We start from the raw sequence: 22615 nt of genomic DNA on the forward strand, positions 1-22615 counted from the left end.
TCCGGCCCGACCGGGCTGGGCACCACCGCCGCGCGCATTCCGCCGCGGCCCACCGGTGCCGAGAAACGAGGAACCGCATGACCGCTCTGCAGGAGCCGGCCTTGGCGCTGTCCACCCGGGCCGCGCGCACGCTGACCACCACCACGAAAACGCTGCCGCAGATGCGGTCGATCACCCCGCGGTGGCTGCTCTCGCAGCTGCCGTGGGTGGAGGTGTCCGCCGGTTCGTACCGGGTCAACCGGCGGCTCACCTACACCGTCGGCGACGGCCGGATCACCTTCTACAGCACCGGGGCCCGGGTACAGGTGATCCCCGCGGAGCTGGCCGAGCTGCCGCTGCTGCGCGGATTCGCCGACGCGGACGCGTTGTCCACGCTGGCCGGAGCGTTCGAACAGCGGGAGTACGCGGCCGGGGACACCATCGCCGAGGCGGGCACGCCGTTGGACACCGTGGTGCTGATCGCGTCCGGCAAGGTGCGCCGGAGCACCCCCGGCGAGTACGGGGAAGAGGCGAACCTCGACCTCCTCTCCGGCGGCGACCACTTCGGCGACGAGCTGCTCGGCAGCAGCGAGCAGACCTGGAAGCACACCGCCCGCGCCACCACCCGGTGCGTGGTGCTGGTCCTGCCCGCCACGACGTACGCGGTGCTGAACGGCCGCATCCAAAGCCTGCGCGAGCACGTCAATGCGCTGCTCGCCGAGCCGTCCCGCCCACACAACAAAGCGGGCGAGGCGAGCATCGACCTGACCGCCGGGCACGACGGTGAGCCGCTGCTGCCCGGCACCTTCGTGGACTACGACCCGGCGCCGCGGGAGTACGACCTCGCGGTGGCGCAGACCGTGCTGCGCACGCACAACCGGGTGACCGACCTCTACAACGGGCCGATGAACCAGCTGGAGCAGCAGCTGCGGCTCACCGTCGAGGCGCTGCGGGAGCGCCAGGAGCACGAACTGGTCAACAGCACCGAATTCGGCCTGCTGCCCAGTGCCGATCCGGCGCACCGGTTCCCCACCCGCGGCGGCCCGCCCACCCCGGACGATCTGGACGAGCTGCTCACCCGCCGCCGCAAGACCCGGTTCTTCCTCGCCCACCCCAAGGCGATCGCGGCGTTCGGCCGGGAATGCACGGCGCGCGGGCTGTACCCGGCCACCGGCACGCTGTCGGGCAAGCGGGTGGTGACCTGGCGCGGGGTGCCGATGCTGCCCTGCGACAAGATCCCGGTCTCGCCGCAGGGCACCACCTCGATCCTCGGGATGCGCACCGGTGAGGACGACCACGGCGTGATCGGGCTGCGTCCCCGCGACCTGCCGGACGAGTACCAGCCGGGCCTGAACGTGCGGTACATGGGCGTGAGCGACCGTGGGGTGACGTCCTACCTGGTCAGCGCCTACCACAGCGCGGCGGTGCTGGTGCCGGACGCGCTGGGCGTGCTCGACGACGTGGAGATCGGGCGCTGATCCCGGTGGCCAGAGGAGAGAACCGATGACGACGGCCGATGCCCCCGCCCGCACGGTCGCCCAGGTGCTGGACTGGAGCCGGAACAGCTGGGAACCGGCGATGCGGGCGGGGATCGACCGGCTGCCCGGCTCGATGCGGCGGATCGCGGGCTACCACTTCGGCTGGTGGGACGCCGGCGGCGGGCCGGTGCCGGGGCCTGCGGGCAAGGCGCTGCGTCCGGCGCTGGCCCTGCTCTGCGCGGAAGCGGCGGGCGGGGACCCGGCGGACGCGGTCGCCGCCGCCGTGGCGGTCGAGCTGGTGCACAACTTCTCGCTGCTGCACGACGACGTGATGGACCGGGACGAGACCCGGCGGCACCGCCCCACGGCGTGGACGGTGTTCGGCACCGGACCGGCCGTGCTCGCCGGGGACGCGCTGCTCTCGCTGGCTTTCGACGTGCTCTCCCCGGACGGTCCGGAGGCCGCGCGGCTGCTCAGCACGGCGGTGCTGGATCTGCTGCACGGCCAGCACGAGGACGTCTCGTTCGAGCAGCGGGCCGAGGTGGGCACCGAGGAGTGCGTGCGGATGGCCCAGGGCAAGACGGCCGCGCTGCTGAGCGTGTCCTGCGCGCTCGGGGTGCTGGTCACCGGCGGGTGTCCGGAGCAGGTGAGCGGCTTCAGCCGGTTCGGCCGCTGTCTCGGGCTGGCCTTCCAGCACGTGGACGATCTGCTGGGCATCTGGGGCGATCCGGCGGTGACCGGGAAGCCGGTGTACTCGGATCTGCGCAGCCGCAAGAAGTCGCTGCCGGTGGTCGCGGCGCTCACCTCGGGCACCGCGGCCGGCCGTGAACTGGCCGCGCTGTACCGGGAACCCTTGCCAGACAACAGGCTCGCGCATGCCGCGTCCCTTGTGGACAGTGCGGGCGGCAGGCGATGGAGCCAGGCACAGGCGGACGGCCTGCTCGCCGACGCGCTGGCCGCGCTCGACACCGCGGGTCAGGCCCCGCGGGCGAGCACGGAACTCACCGCGGTGGCGCAGCTGATCACCCGCCGGGATCACTAGCCGCCGGGGCGGGTCAGCCCCGCCTCGCCGGCGCCGCGGGACAGGACGACGTGTTCGGTGTCCGACACGGCTTCCTGCCCCCGCGGCGTCGGAGGCGCGCTGGTGAGATCCCGCACCCGGATCGGCGGGCCGAGGTCGATCAGCGTCGGCAGGTACTCCGCCCGGTCCACCGTCCAGCGCCCGTTCGCGCGGGTGAAGTGGAACCGTGCGGCCACGCCCTCCTCGGTGGCGCCGCGGGGTTCGTCGTGCCGGGCGACCTCGTTGCCGAGCCCGAAGGCGACCCATTTCCCGGCCACCTTGGCGAACGGCTGCACCACGTGCGCGTGATGGCCGACGATCAGGTCCAGATCCGGTGAGGCGAGCAGCCGGTCCGCCAGCCGCTGCTGTTCGCCGGTCACCTCGTGCCGGTATTCCACGCCCCAGTGCAGGCTCGCGACGACCACCTCGGCACCGGCCTGTTTGGCCGCGTGCGCCGCGGCGAGGATCTCGTCCGCATCGATTTCGTTGGCCAGCCACGGTTTTCCGGACGGCCGCTCGATGCCGTTGAACCCGAAAGCGTAGGACAGCTGCGCGACCTTCACCCCGTGCACGTCGAGGATCAGCGGTGTGTCCGCTTCCTTTGCCGACCGCGCGGAACCGGTATGGTTCATCCCGGCCGCGTCGAGCTTGTCGAGAGTGCGGGTGACTCCGGAGGCGCCCTGGTCGAGGGTGTGGTTGGACGCGGTGGAACAGGTGTCGTATCCGGTGTCCCGCAACGCATCCACGATCTCGGGCGGCGCGCTGAAGGACGGATAGCCGTGGTAGGGACCGCCTTCGGGCGCCAGCGGTGTCTCCAGGTGGCAGATCGCCAGATCGGCGCTGGAGACCAGCGGTTTGACCCCGGCGAGGTGACCGGCGACCCCGCGATCACCGGGCGATCAACCCAGCTGAGCAAGGAGATCCAGGCACACGGCGGGGTCGGCCCCGCCGCGGACGCCGTCGAGACCTTCTTGTCCTGACGGCCGCGGCCCGGGCTGTGAAGGGGCCCTTCACAGACTCTGAGTCCGTGAAGGGCCCCTTCACAGACCTTCACAGACCTCCGCGGTCTGCGCAGGGCCCCTCACACCGACTTTGCCGACACCCTGGACGTGGCAGCAGGCGCCGGGCGCGGTTTCCGGGGCCGGGTAAGCGTTTCCAGCGCCGAACGCAGGTGGTCGGCGGCCTCGGCCGGGGTCGACGCGTGCGGGGACAGCCGGACGTGCTCGCGGCGGACGGTCGCCGTGATCCCGGCCGAGGTCAGCGCCGCGCCCACCTGTTCGGCGGGGAATTCGGGCAGGGTGAAGGCGAGAATCCCGGCCCGGCGCCCGGTCGCCGACACGATCTCCGCACCGCACGAGCGCAGCGTCTGCGCCAGCTCGCCGACGCGTTCGGCGATCCGGCCCGCGATCGCGGTCACCCCGGCCTCCTCGGCCAGTTCGAGCGCCGCGGCGAACGCACCGGAGGTGATCGGGCTGAGGTGGGAGATCGACCAGCTCGCCGCGGTCGGATCGGCCGGGTGGATCTCGTCGTCGAACAGGCCCGGATCCCGCGCGCCGGTCCAGCCGGACAGGATCGGGTCCATCCGCTCCAGCGCGCGGTCGGACAGCACCGCGAAACCCGTGCCCCAGCCCGCACGCAGCCACTTCTGGCCACCGGCCACGAGCACGTCCGCGACCGCCCAGGGCGCTTCGATCACGCCGAAGCCCTGGATGCCGTCCACGATCAGCAGCCGGTCGCCGACGACCTCGCGCAGCGCGCCCAGATCCGCGCGGTAGCCGGTGCGGAAATCCACCGCGCTCACCGAGACCACGGTGGTCTCCGGCGTGAGCGCGGCCGCTACCCGATCCGGCGTCACGTGACCGCCCGCCAGCCGTCGTACGCGGATCCGGCCGGCCTGCTCCGCGCGAGCCCACGGATAGGTGTTGGCCGGAAACTCCGCCGCGGAGACCAGCACCTCGCCGTGGCTGTTGAACGCCGCCTGGAACAGCCCGAGGCTGGTGTGCGGGATCAGCACGGTGTGGTCGGTGTCGCTGCCGGACAGCCGCGCGACCGCCGCCTTGGCCCGGATCTCCTGCCGCATCAGTTCATCCACAGTGGACGGACCGGCCTTCGTCGCGGAGGCCAGCAGGCTTGCCGTGGTGTCCAGCACCGCGTGCGAAGGCGGGCCGAACCGGGCGAAGTCCAGGTATCCGGTGGACTGGCCGAACTGGAGCAGGTAGCGGGGTGAAATCCGGGTCACGGAAGGAACCGCCGGGGGCGCTCGTGCGCGGGTGCGCCCGGCGGCCCCGCCTGCAGCCTGCCGAGCAGGACGCCCAGCCAGGCACGGGGACCAAGCGGCGACATGCGAAAACCTCCCAGAGCAGCAAGAGCGTCGTGGCGCACGGAACGCTACAACCAGCAGTTGAACAGATCAACTGACTGTTGAAGCTTGCCTTGCCGGTACGCCCTCAGCCGAGACCGGTGCCTCGGCTAGCGTTCCCCCATGCACCTCGACCGCGGCGACTCCTTCCGCCAGTTCTGGACCGAACGCCGGCTCTGCTCGCTGACCACCGTGCGCCCGAACGGAACCCCGCACGTGGTCACGGTGGGCGTCACGGTGGACTTCGACCAGGGCGTGGCCCGCGTGATCGCCTCCGGCACCTCGTACAAGGCACGACTGGCCCGCGCCGCGGGCGACGCCGGGCTGGCCGCGGCCGTATGCCAGTTCGAGGGCCGCACTTGGTCCACTTTGGAGGGCCGGATTCGCTTGCGCGAGAGCGCGGACGCGGTCCGCGACGCGGAGGAGCGCTACGCCCGCCGTTACCGGGAACCCAGGCCGAATCCGCACCGGGTGGTGCTGGAACTCACCGTGACACGCATCCTGGGGAACGCGTAGCCGTCAGCGTTGAAGAACGGCGGTCAGCGCATTCTCCAACGCGCGCTCCGGGTCGGCCACGGTGGTCCGGCTGCGCCAGGCGATGACCGAATCCGGCCGGACGAGCACGGCACCGGCCGCGTCGACGCCGTAGCGAGTACGCCAGAAGCCGCCGGGATCGTCCAGCTCAGCCCCGATCCGGTGCGCATCCAGCTCGACGCCCAGCCGCCCCGCGACCTTGGCCGCCGCGTCCGTCCATTCCGGACCGTCGCCGTCGGCGAGGAGCACGAAACCCTTGCCGAACAGCCGGTGGACGGACAGCTCCGACCCGTCCCGGGTGAGCGGGACGTGCGGCGCGCGAGTGCCGGGGCGGCCGGTCGGTTCGGCCGGATTCTCCTGGAGACCGTGGTCGTCGCCGGGTTCGGCACACACCGCCGCCGAGTGGTACCGGAACCCCAGCATCTCCCCGATGGTCGGGATCGGCTGCGATTCGTCGACGGCCGAGAGCACCCGCCCCTCGGCGACTGTAGCCAGCTCGACCTCGCGTTCGACGGTGACGGTGACGACCGGCCGCCGTTCGGTCTCGTAGGTGTCCAGCAGCGCGGGACCAGCCTGCCCGGACAGCACCAGCGCGAGCCGCCACGCGAGGTCGTAACCGTCCTGGATGGCCAGGTTGCCGCCCTGCCCGCCGACCGGCGGGCAGGCGTGCGCCGCGTCTCCGGCCAGCAGCACGCGTCCGGCCCGGAACCGCTCGGCGACCTTGTGGTTCAGCGCGAACGGGCGGGCGTTGCGGATCCGGCACTCCAGCTCGGGCACACCCACCGCGCGGCGGACCCGCTCCAGGCACAGTTCCTCGGTGAAGAGGGCCTCGGTCTCGCCCTGGTCAGGGCGGTAGTCGACCCACAGCGTGTTCGTGCCCTCGCCGTCGTGGATCAGGCTCATTCCGCTGCCCCGGATACTGACCACGGTGAACCGATCCGCCTCGTAATAGTCCGACAGGTCGGCATCGAAGGTGACCACGTAGACGTATCCGACCTCGCCACCACCCCCGACCGGGATGCCGAGCGCGGTACGGATGGGGCTGGCGTGCCCGTCCGCAGCGACCAGGTAGTCGGCGCGGACGGAGTACTCGCGTCCGCTGGACACCTCCCGCAAGGTCGCCGTGACCAGCTCGCCGTCCTGTTCCCAGCGCACGAGTTCAGTGCCATAGCGCAGGTCGGCGCCGAAATCCTCGGCACGGGCGCGCAGCACCTTTTCGACCTTCGCCTGCGGCAGAGTGCACGGCGAGGCCGGGGTCAACGCCCTCAGCGCCGCGAGAATCGCTTCCCGATCAACCTCCGGGGCGGTGGCCTCGATCAGGCTGGGGCCGGCCATGACCTGCAGGTACCCCGGGCCGGCCTGTTCGGCACGCAGGTCGCCGGTGACACCGGGGATGGTGTCGAGCAGCTCCCACGTGCGCGGGTTGAGCCCCCACGCTTTCGGCAGCGTCGCAGTGGTCGGGCGGCGCTCCACCAGCAATGGCTTCACCCCACGCGCGGCCAGCCCGAGCGCAGTGCTCAGACCGGTGTAGGCGCCACCCACGATGAGTACGGGAACGTGCTCGTCCATCTCTGATCACCCCTGCCTCGAGCTGCCTGGCATTCGCTGCCATATGACCCAAGCTGCCAGAAGACAGTCACTGCCACAACACCCGGCAGGGTGACGCACGTCTGATCAGCGAGGTGCCGGTGCTCGGGAAAGTGGTGCCGGCAGCGGCACTTTCCCGGCTCTCAGCAGCTCAAGTCCCTTCTCGGTCGTGTCCCGCAGATCGATCCGCCCGTCGCTTTCGGACCACTCCCGGAAGGCGAGGGTGAACACCGCACTCGCGTGCGCCACTGCCAGTTCCGCGATGAACGGGGCGTCCGGACCACCGATCCGAGCGGCGATGGCCTGCCTCAGCTCCCTTTCGTGAACCACCCGGATATACACGAACTGGGCCTGCACCGACCGCACCTGTCCGATCACCTCGGCGGCGGCCTGCAGGTGCGCGGGGTTCTCCGCGTGCATCCGCAGGTCACTCTCCAGTACGACCCGCAGCAGCTCGGGCACCTCGGTGCCCTCCGGACAGGCGTGGAGCGCGGCCTGCGCCGCCTCGAACATCTTGGTGAAGCCGCCCAGCACCAGCGCTTCCTTGGTCGGGAAGTGGCGGTACACCGTCCGGGCACCGACCTCGGCGGCGGCCGCGATCTCCTCGACCGAAGTCGCCGTGAACCCCTTCCGGCCGAACAGCGCGAATGCCGCGTCGGCGATCATCGCCCTGGTCCGGTCCTTCTTGACCTCACGCAACGACATGTGCCCTCCTCGATCCGCCCCGCGAGCCTAATCCGACCACAGTCACGGCCTCATGGCTTCGTAGCAACGGTTACGTGCCGGGTGGGCGTCGGCCTACTTTGGTCGGATTGGTAACGCCACCGTTCGGCGTCCATCGGCGCGCTGTGACCGGCTCGGTGACGTCCTGAGGGGGATGGACGGGGACTACAGCCAGTCGTGCTCGCGGGCGTGGCGGGCGGCTTCGTGACGGGTCCGGGTCTGCGTCTTCTGCATCGCGTTCGACAGGTAGTTCCGCACCGTGCCCTCGGCCAGGTGCAGCTGCTTCGCGATCTCCGCGACGGCGAACCCTTCCGCGGTCCCGCGCAGCACGTCCAGCTCGCGGTCGGTCATCGGGCAGTCGTCGACCACGGCGAGCGCCGAGACGTCCGGGTCGATCCAGCGCCGGCCCTCGTGCAGCACCTTGATCACCGACGTGATGTGCGCCGGTTCCGCCGATTTGCTGACGAATCCCTGCACCCCGAGCTTCAGCGCCTTGCGGAGCACGCCGGGCCGCGCGTGCCGGGTCAGCATCAGGATCACCTGCCCCGGCCGGGCACGCCGGATCTCGGCGACCGCGCCGAGCCCGTCCAGCCCGGGCATCTCCAGATCGATCACCAGCACATCCGGCTGGTGCTCCAAGGTGACCCGCGCGGCGGAGGCGCCGTCCTCGGCTTCGGCGAGCACCGTGATGTCGCCCTCCAGCGGCAGCAACGCGGCAAGCGCCTTGCGCAGCAACGCCTCGTCGTCGGCGAGCACCACCGTGATCATCGGGGGTCCTCTCCGGTCATCATCGGCACCGTGCCCGGGGCGACCCGCGGGAACCCGGCGGCGGTCAGGAAACGGCCTGCCTGCTGGGCCACCTTCAGCTCCCCTCCGTCGTCCGCGACGCGCTGACTGAGCGTGGAAAGCCCGCGCAATTCGGGAGACCCTTCTTCCTGTGCACCGTCGTTCACAATGGATATCCCCGACGCGGACAGGACAATGTGCACCTGGCGGGCCTGCGCGTGCCGCAGGATGTTGGTCGTGGTCTCGCGCAGCACCTGGCCGAGCAGCTCCCCCGGCCGCGGCTCGACCCCGGGCTCCCGCACGATGCGCACGTGGATGCCCGCCGCCTCAAAGAGGTTCTTCGCGTTCTCCAGCTCGGTGGCCAGGTTGAGCCGCCGCTGCGCGTAGGCGAGTTCCTTGGTCTGCATGATGGTGTCCCCGACCAGGGCGTGCACCTCCCGCAGTTCCTCCTGCGCCCGGTAGAGATCCCGGTGCAGCAGCTTCTCCGCCAGCGTGACCTTCAGCTTCACCACGTGCAACGTGTGCCCCTGGATGTCGTGCAGATCGCTGGCGAACCGCATCCGCTCCCGCATCACCGCCAGCTCCGCCTCGCGTTCCCTGGCCACGTCCAGCTCCTGCACCAGGTCGTAGAACTTCTTGGCCCCGGACAACACCGCGGCCGCCAGCATGGTGACGCCGGTGGGGATCACCACGTACTGGACCAGCAGCTTGCTGGTGTCGCCCGGGTGGACAAGGACGTGCAGCAGCCCGAACACCCCGACGAAGCAGATCATGCCGACGGCCACCGCCCCGCGGCGCTGCCGCAGCTCCGGGATGATCAGCGAGCAGGCGATGTTGAACCCGTAGAAGGCGGTGGGCGTGCTCATCACCAGTGAGCCGGCCGCCCACACCGCCGCCGAGACCCCGAGGCAGGCGAACGAGAAGACTGACACCTTCCGCGGCGACCAGTCCACCAGGACGGCGAGCCCGGCGAGCAGCCCGCAGGACAGCACCAGGATCTGCCACCAGTTCCGGCCCTCGAGCACCACCAGCATCACCCCGACCACGGCGAGCGGCGGAATGAGCGTGGCGATGTTCAACCGCCACAGCCGTTCCTCCGTCTCCGGACGGCGTCTGCCCAGGACGCGGGACAGGCTGGACATGGCGGACTCTCCGGGTCGGGTGGCTGGCTTGGTCATCAGCATTCCTCAGGTCCGATTCCACCACCAGTGACGCTGTGTCATGTCCTTTGCCCGGGTCGGCGGCAGGCAACCGGGGCAGAACGAGCGTGCCACGAGTGTGTCCGGCAACGCTGTGCGGTACCGCCGTCCGGCGTCAAGCCAGTCGAGCGCTGCGTCGTAGCGGACCCACGGCATCAGACACGCCTGCTGTGCCCCTGCCAGTACGGCTCCCGCACTTTCCGCTTGAGGATCTTGCCGGTCTCGTTGCGCGGCAACGCTTCCCGCACGTCCACCGTGCACGGGCACTTGTAGTGCGCCAGCCGTTCGCGGCAGTACTCGATCAGCTTCTCCGCGTCCACCTGCGCCCCCGGCACGGCCGTGACGACCGCCTTGACCTGCTCGCCCCAGCGGTCGTCGGGCACCCCGATCACGGCCACCTCGGCCACCCCGGGGAATTCCGCCACCACCCGCTCCACCTCGGGAGAACAGACGTCCCAGGTCCACGTGCGGTCGCCGAAGACGAGCGCTGGATCGTCACCACGCTCGGTGGCCCATCGGGACAGCACCTCGCCGAGGACACGGAACTGCGGGCGAACGTCTGCGGGCATCAGGGTGTCGGCAAAGTCGGTGTGGAGGACCCTGCGCAGCTGCGAAGGGCTGTGAAGGGGCCCTTCACGGACTCTGAGTCCGTGAAGGTGCCCTTCACGGACCCGAAACCGGTCGGGCAGCCACGGCTCTCTCTGCTGATCACGGGCCCTCGACCAACTTTGCCGGAGCCCTGTCTGCGGGCATGACGAAGTCCCTTCTGGACACCAGAGAAGGATCTATGATGTGTCGCCCGAACCAAGATCGTCAAGCTGTGAACTGAGTTAACAAGCCTTCGACGCTCCGTACCACCACGTGGGCAGCGGCTCGTTCGGCCAGTGGCCGGTCCGATCGTTCTGCCTCATGCCGCCAGCGAAGCACCGCGTCGAGTCCGGCTTCGTAAACCTCGCCGGGATCGGTGCCGGCTTCGAGACCGAGCCGTTCCTCGGGCGCCGTACCCTGCGCGCCGAGCAGCTGCGTCGCTTCTTCCGCCGGTTCGCCGGACAGCGCGGTCCGCCCACCCCGGATGTCGGCGATCAGGCGTAGCTCGCGGAAATCGTGCGCAGTCACGGAGAAGCGTTCGACGCGGGCGGCCAGCCGGTCACTGTGGGGGCGAGGTTCGGCCTGCAGCACTGTCTCCAGACAGATCACGGCGGTCCGCGCGCGCAACGCGTCGGCGCGCGCGGCGAAACAGCCGGCGATCGTGTCCCTCAGTTCTCCCAGTCCGCTGCGGCGGACAAGCTCCGTCGACAGCTTCGGCCTGGTGTCACAACCCGTGCGAATCAGCGTGAGCGCGAGCTTCACACCAAAGAGGCCGAATCGCGTGACGAGAGAACGCCGGGTCTCTGCAGATACCGGCCCGGGGAAGGCAGGATCTACGAACGCGTCGACGGAAAGCAGGTGCCGTTCCAGCTCTTCGCGTGGCACCGCCGCGAAGGCGGCCAAGAGTTCGAATTCGTCGTTGGTGGACGCGCGTGCGCCGTACGCGAGCTGCGCGGCTACAGCGATTACGCCTTGAAATCCGCTGCACAGCGGATCCTCGCGCCATGCGCGTCGTGCGAGCTGCTTCGCGGTGAGCAACGCGTCGATCCGTCCCGCGCCCGTCTCGTCAGAGCGCGCAAGCACCAGCACCATTTCAACGGCTGTCTGCCGCGCGAACGTCGAAGTCGCTGTCGGACGAAGCGTCGCCAACTCGTCCGGATCAAGGTGACGAAGCAGCCGTATGGACGCGTCGGTGAGCTTCGTCGGCGAAGGATCGTCAACCAGTTCGAGATCGCGAAGCGCCCGAGACGGCCAATCGCCGAGGGCTGCCGTGAGCGTGGATTTCCCCGTGCCCGCAGCGCCAGTGATACCCACACGTAACGGTTCGTCGAGATGGTCCAGCGCTTCGCGCAACAGAGCGGACGCACGTCGGCTGTCTCGATAGCACGCGTACGCGTCAGCCAGCAGCGCGCGAACGTCTTCGGTCACGCAGAAAGCTCCTTCGGTGCCCGTCCGGCCCGCAAGCCGAGTTCGCCCGCACGCTGGTGCAAGCCGGCCAGCCGGTCGATCTCGCGGCGCAACCGCGCGGTCCGGCGTTCCCGCTCGGCCGAACCGGCGATGATCGTCTCGCGCTCCCGTGCCAGCTCGTCGGCCAGATCCTCGGCGAGCGCGGTGAAATGGTCACGCAGCTTCCGCTGGACGTGCCGGATCGCATCCCGGCACTCCTTGCTGAACCGGAGGAAAACGTCGTCGACATGGCGTTGAGCGGTCATCTTCGCCACCGCCTGACGACGTTGCCGCCGCATCCCGCCCTCGTCGCTGATCGTCTTCGCGGCGAACGCCACCCCCGCGCCGAGCGAGATCGGGTTGATCAGCGGCAGTCCCGCCAGCCCGGTCACCAGGCCGAACATCAGCACCCCGCCGTAGGAACCGCGCAGCCCGGTGAACGCCTTCTGGCCGATCTTGAACCGTTCGATGCGCGGCTGCCGGACCTCCGCGATCCGGTCCGCGCCGGATTCGGGCGGCGTGACCCGATCCAGGTCGTACTGCACACCGAACGTCGCGGCCACCGCCTGCGCGATCCACTCCGCGCGCTCGGCAGTGAAGGTGTACGTGGTTTCGACGGCTTCCGCGAGCGCGCGGTCCAGCCACGGACCGAACTCGTCCCACACCTTCACCGGGTCACCGCGGTCGAAGGTCTCGTCGATCGTCTCCACGATCCGCCGGGTGCGCTCCCGAAGGTCGTACTCGGCGTCCGACTGCAGATCCGCGATCTCGTCGGAGAGCAGGTTCTGCCAGCGGCCGTTGCGGCGGCGCAGCTCGTCGGCCCGGCGCTGCGCGCGGTTGAGCAGCGTGGCCTGGTCGACGCCCACTTCCTGCCCGGCCTCCTCCGCGCGCAGCCGCAGCGCCTCCACCAGCTCGGCCGCCGCCGCCCGCACGCTCACCGCGGCCACCAGCGCCGACCGGTTCTCCGGCGGCCGCGACACCTGGCCGGCGATCCAGCCGAGCAGCTCCGGGAACCCGGACCGGGTGTTGAGCTCCTGGTCTCCCGCCTTCGCCGCGGCGAACCGGACCGTCGAGGACACCGGCAGCACCGCCGCGTCGATTCCGGACTCGGACAGCGCCGCACGATTCCGCTCCGCGACCGCCCGCCAGCCGGGACAGGCGTCGATCTTGGTCAACGCCACCACGACGTGCGGGCACCAGGTGCGGACGTGATGCGCCAAGGCGAGTTCGGCCGCGCCGAGCACCGTGGTCGCGTCCGAGACGAGCACCACCGCGTCGGCCTCGGCCAGCACATCCAGCGCGGCCGCAGTACGCGGCGAACGGGGATCCCCGACAGCCGGCGTATCGACCAGCACCAGCCCCGCGGACAGCAGATCCCGCGGAACCCCGACCTCGACCCTGCGCAGCGAACCGGCCGGCCGCGCGCCGACCTCCCCCGTCAACCGCTCGACCGGCACCGGAATGCGTTCGTCTGCACGCCCGACGAGCGTCGCACCAGGCTCAGCCGCGTAGCCGACTTCAACCGGCACTGCCGGAGTAGCCGCGTCGCCGACCGCGCAGACCGGCGCGTTCAGCACCGCGTTGACGAGATTGCCCTTGCCCTGCTTCGCGAACCCGAGCACGGCGATCCGGGTACCACCGGGCGCACGGTCGCGACGTCGGCGCAACCGCTGCACCAAGTCCGCACGGCCGTGCGTACGGCAGGCGTCCAAAGCCTCATCGAGTACTTCGAGCCAAGCAGGAGCCGTCACGACGAAGAAGTCTCCCCTAGGCACAGGGAGTATCGGAAGCCGGTAGGTGGCTCCGCAAGCTGAGTTACGCCCACGAAGCCACCTCCGGCGCGCCGCTACTCAGCGTACGTTCAGAAGGAAAGGTGCAGCTCGCCGCTGTGCGAGGTTTCGGCGCCGGCGTGCAGGTCCGAGCCGGGGCCCTGGTGTGCGACATCCGGAACCTGCGAGACGGTGTCGTGGACGGCGCCAACCCCCGCGTCAGCGCCGTGCTGCGAGGACTCGCTCCCCCAGTCCGGTGCGGTGTGCGTAAGCGCCTGGACCTGGTGCGTCGCAGCGTCCGCGACGTGGTTCACGCCCTGCGCGCTGAGCGCCCCCGACAAGCTGCCGACGTTCTGGGTCGCCGTGCCGGCCAAGTCGCTGCCGTGCCCAGCCACGCCACCGCCGGCGTCGGTGAGGTGACCCGCGGCCTGAGCCGCGTCGACGGCGCCTGGAGACGCTGGGGTCGCTGGAGCCGCAGCACCAACCTCGCCGACCGCATGCTGAACCTGGCCGACCGCACCAGCGGCCCGCGCGACCGGCGCGGCGTCCAGTCCGTGAGACAGATCGCCACCAAGCCCGAACACACTGCCCGGCTGCTGCGCGAGTGCGGCGGCCGACGCTGCCGCGTTCTGCAGCTCACCGTTCTGGATCTCACTGTTCTGCAGCTCACCGGCCCCGGGCACCGACGGCAGGTCGCCTGCCGAAGGCAGCGAAGGTTCGCCGACCGCGGGAAGGCCGAGCGACGCGGTGAGCGCGTGCAGCTGGTCGATGGCACCCTGCGGTCCATCCACGGCGGCACCGGTCAGGTCACCCGCCGCGGGCACCTGTCCGAGCGCGGCCGGGCTGCCGGCCGGAACGTAGTCGAGCACCAGCGAGAGAACCTCCCGCACGTCGGCGGCGCTGATGTCGCCCAGCCCGGCGGCGGCGAGCGCCGACTGCGGGTCCTGGCCGAATGCGGCCAGCGCGGCGGGATCGCGGAGCAGGGTGAGCGTGAAGTCGTGCAGGGTCTGCACCGGGTTCATGGCGGGGATCTCCACTTGTCGTGTTTACCGGGACACCCGGACCTCCCCGGCCAGGCTGGCGGTCAAGGTAGGCCGGGGACACCCCTGCTCACATCGGGGTTTACACCCAGTCGCGCCTCGCTCAGCCGTTAGGGGGTCGATATGAGATCGTTAGGGAGGTAGGGACTCGGACACGCGGAACCCGGTCGGGTTAAATCCCCTCCCACCCTTGCCCGGCCCTCTCGTCCGAGTGAGGATGCTGTACCCGTTCCGTGATTGCGCCCTCTGACCCGGCCATGCAGCGACGAAGGGAGGAAGCGGCGGTGCCCCACGTGCTCGGCATCGACATCGGCCCGGCCCGGACCCACGCCGCGACCCGGCGCAGGCAGGGCGGGCAGTGGACCGCTCCGGAACCGTTGTGGCTGGGCGAAACCACCCCCGCGACCGCGACCGCGCTCTTCCTCGACGACGAGGGCTACCTGATCACCGGCGACGCGGCCGTCCAGGAAGGGGCCGCGATTCCATCCCGCCTGACGACCGGCTTCCACCGCCGCATCGGCGACGACGTCCCGGTTTTCGTCGGCGGTACCCCGTTCACCCCGGAATCCTTGACCACGGTCGTGGTGGAGGGCGTCGCCGACCTCGCGGGCAACGGCCCACCCCGGCACCTCGTTGTCACCCACCCGGGTGACTGGGGCGGGTACCGCCGCGAACTCCTGCGTCGCACACTGACCGGCGCCGGCTTCCCCGCGGTGACCCTCGTACCGAGCGCCGTCGCCGCCTTGCACGCCCACCTCCCGGACCCCGGCCAGGGCGAACGAACCGCCGCAGTATGCGAATTCGGCCCCGACGGCGTCACCGTCACCCTGGCCACGTCGTCGGCTACCACCAGCTGGTTCTCCCGCAACAGCACCGAAGGCGTCGCCCCGACGGCTGCGGTAAGCAGCGCATTCTCCTTGGCACAGAGCGCAAACGTCGCCCCCGACGCCCTGTCCGGCATCGTCTTCTGCGGCGACCCCGGCCCCGGCGCGCTCCCGGGACGGCTGCCCTGCCCGGTTTTCGTCGGGCCGCAACCGGCCCTCACCGCAGCGCTGGGCGCCGCCGCCCTGGCCGCACACCGGACCGCTACGCCCACCCAGCAGCACCGCGTCTCCCAGCGCTCCACCGGTCCGCGCCCCGGCACTGCCCAGACCGGCTCCTCCGTCGATCACCCGAATGCCCCAGCCCAGAACGACGATCTCCCCGCCCGGCCCAGCACACTCGTCGACGATCGCCCGGGCACCACGCACCGCCAGACCGGCGACCTCGCCGAGCCGAACCCCCGCGCAGCCAAGAAGACCGGCTCCCCCACCGAAAAACGCCCTGCCCTACCGGCCGACGACACCGACCAACGCGCCCGCACCGCCCGGCAACCCGGCGACACCGCGGACAAGCGGCCCCGAAAGACCGGCAAGCCCGCCGACCGGCCCACCGCCGTTGCCCAGCACCATTCCGGCGCCCTCACCCCGCACCGCGCCGGTACCCCCGCACAGCCCGAACCGGCGGCCGCGGAGACCATCCTGCTCCCGCGCGTCGACGACCCCGCCGATCTCCCCGAACGGCCCGAACGGCCGCCGGTCGAGATCACCCCGTTCGAATTGCCCGAGCCGGAAGGTTTCGCGAAGCTCTTCCGCCGCTGGCGTCCGCTCGTCGCCACGGCCGCGGTGCTCGCGATCGCCGCGTCGGTCGTGATCGCCATCCTCACGTCGCACCCCGCGACAGCCGACCGGCAACCCGGCTCTCCCCCTCCCCCTGCCCCGAGTTCGTGCAACCGCCCGGCCACGGCTCCCACCGGTGAAGGTCACTGTTGAACGCACTGCTGGCGAATACCGACACTGTGCACCCTGCCGCCCACCGTCTGCTCGCGGAGCACGACGCGTCCGTGAGCCCGGTGCGCCTGGTCGTCGTCGCCCCCGGCGGCTACGGCAAAACCGCCCTCCTCGGCGCGCTGGACCGCGGCTACCGAGCAGCCGGGGTGACCGCGACCGTGGTCGACGACGCGGACCAGCTCGACGACGAAGATCTCGCCAAGCTCACCGTCCTGGCTTCGTCCGCCGAAGGTCCCGTCGTGGTGGCCCACCGCCCGAACCCGCGCGCCGACGCGTTGCGCGGCCTCGGCGAGACGTTCTTGCTTCCCCCCTTGGACGTCGACGAGGTCGCCGAACTCGCGCGCCACCTGACCGGCCGCGCGGTGGACCCCGACGCTGCCCTCGCGCTGCACACTGGCACCGGCGGCGTCCCGAGGCTCGTCGAACGCGTCGTGACGGACCGGCTGGAAGCCTTCCGCAGCGAATTGGCCGACCTGGCCGAGGACGTCCTCCACTACCTGATCGCGTCCGAAGCCGGAGCAAGCCGCAACCTGGATTTGTTGTGCGCACTGCTGAATTGCTCACCCGACGCGTTGCCGGCAGTCGTGGACGGCGCCCGCGCCACTGGCCTGCTCGACCACGAAGACGCCTTGCTGCCCGTAGCCGCACAAGCCGTGCGCGGCTACGCACCCCCCGCGCGGCGCCTGGCTGTCGTACAGCAACTGGTGGAAGCCCAGCTACGACAAGGCCTGCCGATCCTGGACCTCGCACGCTCGTTGCTGGACGCAGGCAGCTCCGGTGCTTCGGCGGCCACCGCATTCGCCACCGCCGCCCAAGAAGCCCTATCCAGTGACACAATCCTGGCCGCGCGGCTCTTCGAGGCCGCCGCCGACGCAGGCGCCCGCGACGCGACGACCACTATCGGCTGGGCCCGAGCCGCCGCGTTGTCCGGAGATTTGGACACCGCCCTCCGCCTCGGCGACGGCATGCTGTCCGGCGACGACCCGGAATCCCGTGCCGCAGGAGCGGAAATAGCCGCGACGGTCCTCGCCCACCGAGGCGAACTGGCCCGGAGCGCAGAGCTGTACCACTGGGCCGCGACCCTCACTCCGCACGACGCTCGTCCGTCCGGCGCCACACACAACCCGGCGCACGATGCTGATCGGCAGCGTCCCTTCCACGCTGAAGACCCCGCATCCCGTTCTCCACAAGAGTTTCCGGTAAACGACCGATGGGCAGGTCCCGGCGCCGTCACCGCGTTCGCCGCGATCGCCCTCGTCGGCACAGGGCAACGCGGTGAAGGCCAGTCACTCGCGAAAGCACCGGCGCCCGGAGTCGCGCCGACCTTGTTCACCGGCGCCGTGGCGCGGACCGCGAACGGCATCGTGGAATCGGTGACCGGGTACGGAACCGAAGCGTTGCCCGAACTCGTCGGCGCCGCGACAATGCTCGAACCCGCCTTCGCCGGATCGCCCTTGCCGGACAGCCCCGCCGCGCTGGCCGCGCTCGCCGGACTGCATTCAGGCGAGCTGGCACTGGCGGAATCGGTACTGGACCGGGCTCTTTCCCACGGCGTCGGCGGTGCCTTGCTCGCGCCCCGCCATCGCCTCCTGCTCGGTTGGGTGGCCATGACCGGCGGTGATCTCGCCACGGCAGCCGAACACCGCGACGCCGCCGCGGGCATGAAGCTGGAAGCCCGCGACGAACTGTTTTTCGCCACGCTGGAACTCGGCCTGGCCCGGCGGGCGAGCGACCTCGCCGGCCTGCAACGCTCGTGGGATCGCGCGTACCAGGCATCGATGCGCCAGCAGGTGGATCTCTTCACTCTGCTGCCGCTGGGCGAGCTGGCGATCGCGGCCGCCCGGACCGGCGCGCAGGCCAAAATCCGGCACCGGCTCGAACGCGCGCACGCCATGCTCGACCACCTCGATAACCCTCCTTTGTGGACAGTCTCGCTACACTGGCACGAACTGCATGCGGCGATCACCTCGGAGGACCGGCCCGGCGCCGAACGCCACCTGTCGGCACTGACCCGGTTCGCCGGCTCCGGACGCTATCCCGCGGCCCTGGCCGACGCCGCGAAGTGCTGGCTCGCCGTGATCAGCGGCAGCTTCGACCCCCGCGAGACGGCCGAGGCCGCCGCGGAACTCCACGAACTCGACCTCTGCTGGGATTCCTCCCGCCTGGCCGGGCAGGCCGCGATCCGCACCTCCGACCGCAAGGCGATGGTCCAGCTCCTGGAAGCCGCCCGCCAATTCCAAGGCACCGCGGGCCGTCCCGAATCTGCCACCGCGGTGGCCGGCACCGCCCATGGACTGAGTGCCTTGAGCGAGCGGGAACTGGAGGTCGCCCGGCTCGTCGTGGACGGCCTGACCTACAAGCAAGCCGGCAGCAAGCTGTTCATCTCGGGCAAGACCGTCGAGCACCACATGGCCCGCATCCGCGGCAAACTCGGCTCCGCGGACCGGCGGGAGCTCCTGTCCACCCTGCGCGAGCTGCTCGACAAGCCCACCAACCCCTGAAGGCTCCGCTGACGCGCCGGGAACTCCACGTGTCAGCCGAACCGTCCGTGGACGTAATCGGCGGTACGCGAGTCGACGGGTGAGTCGAACACCTGGCTCGTGTCGCCGTGTTCGACGATCGCGCCAGGGGTGCCCTCCTCGGCGAGGAAGAACGCGCACTGGTCCGATACCCGCTGCGCCTGCTGCATGTTGTGCGTGACGATGACGATGGTGACCTCGCTGGTCAGGTCCGCGATCGTCTCCTCGATCCGGCGGGTCGAGGTCGGGTCGAGCGCCGAGCACGGTTCGTCCATCAGCAACACCGTGGGCCGCACGGCGAGCGACCGCGCGATGCACAGCCGTTGCTGCTGCCCACCGGACAAGGCGCCGCCGGGTTGCCGGAGCCGGTCGCGCACTTCCCGCCACAGTCCCGCGCGGGTCAGGCATTCCTGCACCAGATCGTCGCGTTCGTCCCGGCGCACCTTGGTTCCGGTGAGCTTGAGACCGGCCGTCACGTTGTCGTAGATGGACATCGCGGGGAACGGGTTGGGCTTCTGGAACACCATCCCGATGTGACGGCGAACCTCGGTCAGCTTCCATACCGAGTCGTAGATGTCGACTTCCCCCAGCAGCACCTCGCCGGCCAGCGAAGCGCCCGGGATCAGCTCGTGCATCCGGTTCAGGGTGCGCAGGAACGTGGACTTGCCGCAGCCGGACGGGCCGATCAGCGCGGTGACCGACTGCGCGGGCATCGTCAGCGACACCCGGTCGAGCACCTTGTGGTCGCCGAACCACGCCGACACCGCGCGGGCCTCCAGCGTCGCGGCGTCGTTTTCGGCCTCGACGGCGTCGAAGGGCTGCGTGATGGTCACTTCTTCCTCCATGGTCACAACAGGTTCGGCAGCAGCGAAGCGATCGAGTCGGCGACTGCGAGGCCCAGCGCACCCAGCACGGGCACCCCGATCACCCACGCCGGCCACATACCGAGCCGCTGATGCGTGTAGACCACGCCGCCCGCCGACAGCAGCATGACCAGCGCCCAGCCGACAACCGGGATCAGCGCCCCCTCGTCACCGGCCATCAGCTGCTCCGAGTCGGGCAGCGCGTAAGCGGGCAGCCTGCCGCTGGCCTCAACGGCAGGGGTGATCAGCTGGGCGTCCACGCGCAGCACATCGCTCGGCAGGTAAGGCGGTCCGTCGGCGGTGACCAGCGTGAGCCTGCCGTCGGTCTTGCCGGGCGCGGCGACCTGCGGGTCGTTCGCGTGCCGTACGCCGATCACCCGGAACTGGTGCATGCCCTGGCCGGTGGTCACGGTGATCGGATCACCACGCTTGAGCTCCCCGATCCTCTGGAACGGCCCGCCGTACGCGGCCCGCCGGGCCAGCACGACGCTGACCCCGACCTGTCCCGGCAGCACGGTGTCACGCAGGTGCCCGGGGCCGGATTTCAGTGCGCCGGGCGAAGTTCCCTCGCCCACCACTTCTTCCACACCCAGCTGGGGAATCGAGAGCACCGCGACCGGCGTGCCGGACGGGAGCAGGCGCCCGTCCGAATCCAGCGAGGCGACCGGCGCGGTCGCGTTGGCGAGCCGGTCGCGGAACTCGGCGAAGTTCCGGTCCTGGTCCCGATTGTGCTGCAGCCCCCCGATCAGGACGAGCTGCGCCAGCAGGCTCAGCGCGAGCACCCCGAGGATCGTCAACGCGTGCGCGGCGATCCGCGTCCCCGCCCGTCCAGGGGGCGCGGATCCGCCGGGTTGTTCGGGCGCGCTTGGCGGGGCGGGCGGGGCCGGGTCGGTAACGGTCATTCCGGCCACGCCGATCGCGCGACCTCGCGCCGGCGTCGCGTCACCAGCACGGCGAGAACGCCGGCACCGAGCAACCCGAGCCCGGCGAGCGTGAGCAGTCCGGCCGGGACTCCAGTGCTGGCCAGCTTCTTGTCACCAGGGTTGCTGGGGGTGTCGCCGCCCGAACCGGGGGGCGTCGTGTCCGTCGGCGCGACGCCGCCGGGATCCGTGCTGGTGTCCGACTCGGTCGTGCTCGTGGTGGTCTCCGGGTCCGAGGTCGGCGGCTCGGTGGGCGTGGTGGTGCTGGTCTTTCCGCTGGAACTGGTCGTGGTCGTGGTGGTGGTCGGCGGCGAGGCGGGATCCGTGACCGTGTAGTGCGTCGCGTCGGTGAACCACAGCGGCATCGTGAAAGTGCCCTTCACCTCCTGCGAGAACCCGTCCACGCAGTGGGCCACGATGTCGTAGCGGCCCGGCTGCACCGTGCCCTGGTGGTCGACGGCGATGTCCTTGAAGGACAGTCCTTGGAAGATGGGGAAACCGGCGTCGTGCGCGATGCCGACATCTGTGGTCGTGGTCCCGATCAGGCCGGGCTCGAATACCCCGGGACCGTAGATGAACAGGTTGTACGAGTCGGCGTCGGACGGGCACCCCGCCGAGGTCGTGTAGTGCGGCGCGTTGACATCTGTGCCCTTCTTGGCGATGTCCTCGACGGTCAGCGTGCCGAGCGTGGCCGCCGGCACCGCGGCCTGGGCGACCCCGAACATGGTGCCGGCCGCGGCGAGCAGGCTGAGCAGGGCCAGGGCGGCTCCGCGCTTACGCATGACGTTCCTTCCGGTTGCGGCGGGCGAACAACACAGTGACGATGCCGGCGCCGAGCAGCCCGACCCCGGCCAGCGCGAGGTAGCCGACGGGGACACCGGTGCTGGCCAGGCCCGGCCTGTCGATCGTGGTGCCGACCGTCTGCGCCCCGGCGCCACCGCTGGTGTTTGTTCCGGTGCCGTCGGGGGCGAGCGCGCTGGTGCTCGAACCCGTCGTTGTGGTGGTCTCGCTCGACGACGACGTGGTGTCGCTGGTCGAGGTCGTGCTGGAGGTGCTGGTAGCGGACGCCGACGTGCCCGTACTGGACGTGGCCGTCGAGGTGCTGGGGCGCGTCGTGGTCGTCGTGGTGCTGGAGGACGGCGGTGTGCTGGTGGGTGTCGTGGTCGGCTCGGTCGGAGTCGTGGACGACGTGGAGGTCGTGATCGTCGTCGTAGTAGTCGTTGGCTCAGTCGTCGTGGTCGTCGGCTCCGTTGTGGTGGGCTCCGTGGTGGTCGGCTCCGTTGTAGTCGGCTCCGTCGTCGTGGTGGTCGTGGTCGGCTCGGTTGTCGTGGTGGTCGTCGTCGGCGGAGTCGTCGTGGTCGGCTCCGTTGTCGAGGTTGTCGCAGTCGGCTCGGTCGTGGTGCTCGTCGGCTGAGTCGTGGTAGTCGGCTCGGTCGTCGTGCCGGTCGTGGTGGTCGTCGTCGTGGGCGGCGCAGCGGGGTCGGTGTCCTGGTAATGCGTTGCGTCGGTGAACCACAGCGGCATCGTGAAAGTGCCGATGACCTCCTGCGAGAACGAGTCCACGCAGTTGACGACCACGTCGTAGCGACCGGCCTGCACGGTCGTCTGGTGATCGGTCGCGATGTCCTTGAACGACAGGCCCTGGAAGATCGAGAAGCTCGACGTGTGCGAAAGACCCACGTCGGTCGTCGTCGTCCCGATCAGGCCGGGGGCGAAGCCACCCGGTCCGTGGACGTAGAGGTTGTACCCGTCGGCCGTGTCGGGGCAGCCCGCGGAGGTCACGTAGACAGGGGCGTGCACATCCCGCCCGGTGGCCGGCGACGCGGACAGCGAGCCGAGGGTGGCCTCGGGTGTGGCCGCCGCCGCGACGGTCACCGCGGTGCCGGCGATCACCAGCAGGCCGAGCCCGGCGAGTGCCACCTGGCGCTTTCTCATC

The 22615-nt window shown here is 70.6% G+C and carries 18 protein-coding genes and 2 pseudogenes; 6 read left to right on the forward strand and 14 right to left on the reverse strand.

What is annotated here, in order from left to right:
• The first annotated feature begins 77 nt into the window (after positions 1-77).
• Both ATK36_RS09795 and ATK36_RS09800 read left to right on the forward strand, forming a co-directional pair.
• On the forward strand, positions 78-1457 hold the full coding sequence (locus ATK36_RS09795; RefSeq protein WP_098510972.1) for a family 2B encapsulin nanocompartment shell protein: 1380 nt from the start codon (positions 78-80) through the stop codon (positions 1455-1457).
• Positions 1458-1482: 25 nt separating this feature from the next.
• Entirely contained in the window at positions 1483-2499 is a 1017-nt protein-coding gene (locus tag ATK36_RS09800) for a family 2 encapsulin nanocompartment cargo protein polyprenyl transferase (RefSeq protein ID WP_098510973.1), read from the forward strand.
• On the opposite strand, the pseudogene ATK36_RS09805 reads toward ATK36_RS09800, so the two are convergent.
• A pseudogene (locus tag ATK36_RS09805) lies at positions 2496-3386 on the reverse strand (CapA family protein); the annotation flags it as partial. The gene ATK36_RS09800 and the pseudogene ATK36_RS09805 sit on opposite strands and share 4 nt — an antisense overlap.
• Here ATK36_RS09805 and ATK36_RS32130 point away from each other — a divergent pair.
• Positions 3336-3497 (forward strand): hypothetical protein, encoded by a 162-nt coding sequence (locus ATK36_RS32130; protein WP_170069678.1) that lies wholly within the window; start codon positions 3336-3338, stop codon positions 3495-3497. The pseudogene ATK36_RS09805 and the gene ATK36_RS32130 overlap by 51 nt on opposite strands.
• A gap of 128 nt (positions 3498-3625) precedes the next feature.
• Here the strand turns inward: ATK36_RS32130 and ATK36_RS09815 are convergent.
• Positions 3626-4756 (reverse strand): annotated as a pseudogene (locus ATK36_RS09815) (aminotransferase class V-fold PLP-dependent enzyme); the annotation flags it as partial.
• Between the two features lie 243 nt (positions 4757-4999).
• Here ATK36_RS09815 and ATK36_RS09820 point away from each other — a divergent pair.
• Positions 5000-5392, forward strand: a complete 393-nt coding sequence (locus ATK36_RS09820) for a pyridoxamine 5'-phosphate oxidase family protein (RefSeq protein WP_098510975.1) — start codon at positions 5000-5002, stop codon at positions 5390-5392.
• A 3-nt stretch (positions 5393-5395) separates the two neighbouring features.
• Here ATK36_RS09820 and ATK36_RS09825 read toward each other — a convergent pair whose 3' ends face one another.
• From ATK36_RS09825 to ATK36_RS09860, 8 genes are all read right to left on the reverse strand, one after another.
• Positions 5396-6979, reverse strand: coding sequence for an FAD-dependent monooxygenase (locus tag ATK36_RS09825; RefSeq protein ID WP_098510976.1), 1584 nt, complete (start codon positions 6977-6979; stop codon positions 5396-5398).
• A gap of 105 nt (positions 6980-7084) precedes the next feature.
• The gene (locus tag ATK36_RS09830) at positions 7085-7702 is read right to left on the reverse strand and encodes a TetR/AcrR family transcriptional regulator (RefSeq protein WP_098510977.1); all 618 of its coding nucleotides are present in this window, start codon (positions 7700-7702) and stop codon (positions 7085-7087) included.
• A gap of 183 nt (positions 7703-7885) precedes the next feature.
• Complete coding sequence (locus ATK36_RS09835) at positions 7886-8488, reverse strand: response regulator transcription factor (protein WP_098510978.1); 603 nt, start codon at positions 8486-8488, stop codon at positions 7886-7888.
• Positions 8485-9684, reverse strand: coding sequence for a sensor histidine kinase (locus tag ATK36_RS09840; protein ID WP_342751998.1), 1200 nt, complete (start codon positions 9682-9684; stop codon positions 8485-8487). The genes ATK36_RS09835 and ATK36_RS09840 overlap by 4 nt, the downstream gene beginning before the upstream one ends.
• Positions 9685-9860: 176 nt before the next feature.
• Entirely contained in the window at positions 9861-10274 is a 414-nt protein-coding gene (locus tag ATK36_RS09845; RefSeq protein ID WP_245914561.1) for an AMP-binding enzyme, read from the reverse strand.
• A gap of 244 nt (positions 10275-10518) precedes the next feature.
• The gene (locus ATK36_RS09850; RefSeq protein WP_098510980.1) at positions 10519-11721 is read right to left on the reverse strand and encodes a P-loop NTPase family protein; all 1203 of its coding nucleotides are present in this window, start codon (positions 11719-11721) and stop codon (positions 10519-10521) included.
• The gene (locus tag ATK36_RS09855) at positions 11718-13490 is read right to left on the reverse strand and encodes a P-loop NTPase family protein (RefSeq protein WP_170069679.1); all 1773 of its coding nucleotides are present in this window, start codon (positions 13488-13490) and stop codon (positions 11718-11720) included. Before ATK36_RS09855 ends, ATK36_RS09850 begins: the two co-directional genes overlap by 4 nt.
• A gap of 110 nt (positions 13491-13600) precedes the next feature.
• Complete coding sequence (locus ATK36_RS09860) at positions 13601-14545, reverse strand: IniB N-terminal domain-containing protein (RefSeq protein WP_245914563.1); 945 nt, start codon at positions 14543-14545, stop codon at positions 13601-13603.
• A gap of 287 nt (positions 14546-14832) precedes the next feature.
• Here ATK36_RS09860 and ATK36_RS32840 point away from each other — a divergent pair, with 287 nt between their 5' ends.
• Together ATK36_RS32840 and ATK36_RS33435 are read left to right on the forward strand one after the other, a co-directional pair.
• Positions 14833-16359: an Hsp70 family protein gene (locus tag ATK36_RS32840; RefSeq protein ID WP_211291842.1), complete on the forward strand. Its 1527-nt coding sequence runs from the start codon at positions 14833-14835 to the stop codon at positions 16357-16359.
• Complete coding sequence (locus tag ATK36_RS33435; protein ID WP_245914570.1) at positions 16356-18878, forward strand: response regulator transcription factor; 2523 nt, start codon at positions 16356-16358, stop codon at positions 18876-18878. Before ATK36_RS32840 ends, ATK36_RS33435 begins: the two co-directional genes overlap by 4 nt.
• A 32-nt stretch (positions 18879-18910) precedes the next feature.
• Here ATK36_RS33435 and ATK36_RS09880 read toward each other — a convergent pair whose 3' ends face one another.
• The 4 genes from ATK36_RS09880 to ATK36_RS32845 are packed head-to-tail and all read right to left on the reverse strand — an operon-like array spanning position 18911 to position 22614.
• Positions 18911-19729, reverse strand: coding sequence for a phosphate ABC transporter ATP-binding protein (locus tag ATK36_RS09880; RefSeq protein WP_387000829.1), 819 nt, complete (start codon positions 19727-19729; stop codon positions 18911-18913).
• A 14-nt stretch (positions 19730-19743) separates the two neighbouring features.
• Complete coding sequence (locus ATK36_RS09885) at positions 19744-20661, reverse strand: sortase (RefSeq protein ID WP_098514760.1); 918 nt, start codon at positions 20659-20661, stop codon at positions 19744-19746.
• Positions 20658-21461 (reverse strand): hypothetical protein, encoded by an 804-nt coding sequence (locus tag ATK36_RS09890; RefSeq protein WP_098510983.1) that lies wholly within the window; start codon positions 21459-21461, stop codon positions 20658-20660. The genes ATK36_RS09885 and ATK36_RS09890 overlap by 4 nt, the downstream gene beginning before the upstream one ends.
• Positions 21454-22614, reverse strand: coding sequence for a hypothetical protein (locus ATK36_RS32845; RefSeq protein WP_211291843.1), 1161 nt, complete (start codon positions 22612-22614; stop codon positions 21454-21456). Before ATK36_RS32845 ends, ATK36_RS09890 begins: the two co-directional genes overlap by 8 nt.
• Position 22615: the final 1 nt, after the last annotated feature.

It is taken from the genome of Amycolatopsis sulphurea, assembly GCF_002564045.1.
Lineage (GTDB): Bacteria > Actinomycetota > Actinomycetes > Mycobacteriales > Pseudonocardiaceae > Amycolatopsis > Amycolatopsis sulphurea.

Excerpts from the sequence above, each read along its gene's own strand:
- ATK36_RS09800 (WP_098510973.1), top strand. The coding sequence starts at position 1,483 with ATGACGACGGCCGATGCCCCCGCCCGCACGGTCGCCCAGGTGCTGGAC.
- ATK36_RS09795 (WP_098510972.1), top strand. The coding sequence starts at position 78 with ATGACCGCTCTGCAGGAGCCGGCCTTGGCGCTGTCCACCCGGGCCGCG.
- ATK36_RS09835 (WP_098510978.1), bottom strand. The coding sequence starts at position 8,488 with ATGATCACGGTGGTGCTCGCCGACGACGAGGCGTTGCTGCGCAAGGCG.
- ATK36_RS09830 (WP_098510977.1), bottom strand. The coding sequence starts at position 7,702 with ATGTCGTTGCGTGAGGTCAAGAAGGACCGGACCAGGGCGATGATCGCC.
- ATK36_RS09840 (WP_342751998.1), bottom strand. The coding sequence starts at position 9,684 with ATGACCAAGCCAGCCACCCGACCCGGAGAGTCCGCCATGTCCAGCCTG.
- ATK36_RS09825 (WP_098510976.1), bottom strand. The coding sequence starts at position 6,979 with ATGGACGAGCACGTTCCCGTACTCATCGTGGGTGGCGCCTACACCGGT.
- ATK36_RS09885 (WP_098514760.1), bottom strand. The coding sequence starts at position 20,661 with ATGACCGTTACCGACCCGGCCCCGCCCGCCCCGCCAAGCGCGCCCGAA.
- ATK36_RS09890 (WP_098510983.1), bottom strand. The coding sequence starts at position 21,461 with ATGCGTAAGCGCGGAGCCGCCCTGGCCCTGCTCAGCCTGCTCGCCGCG.
- ATK36_RS09845 (WP_245914561.1), bottom strand. The coding sequence starts at position 10,274 with ATGCCCGCAGACGTTCGCCCGCAGTTCCGTGTCCTCGGCGAGGTGCTG.
- ATK36_RS32845 (WP_211291843.1), bottom strand. The coding sequence starts at position 22,614 with ATGAGAAAGCGCCAGGTGGCACTCGCCGGGCTCGGCCTGCTGGTGATC.
- ATK36_RS09820 (WP_098510975.1), top strand. The coding sequence starts at position 5,000 with ATGCACCTCGACCGCGGCGACTCCTTCCGCCAGTTCTGGACCGAACGC.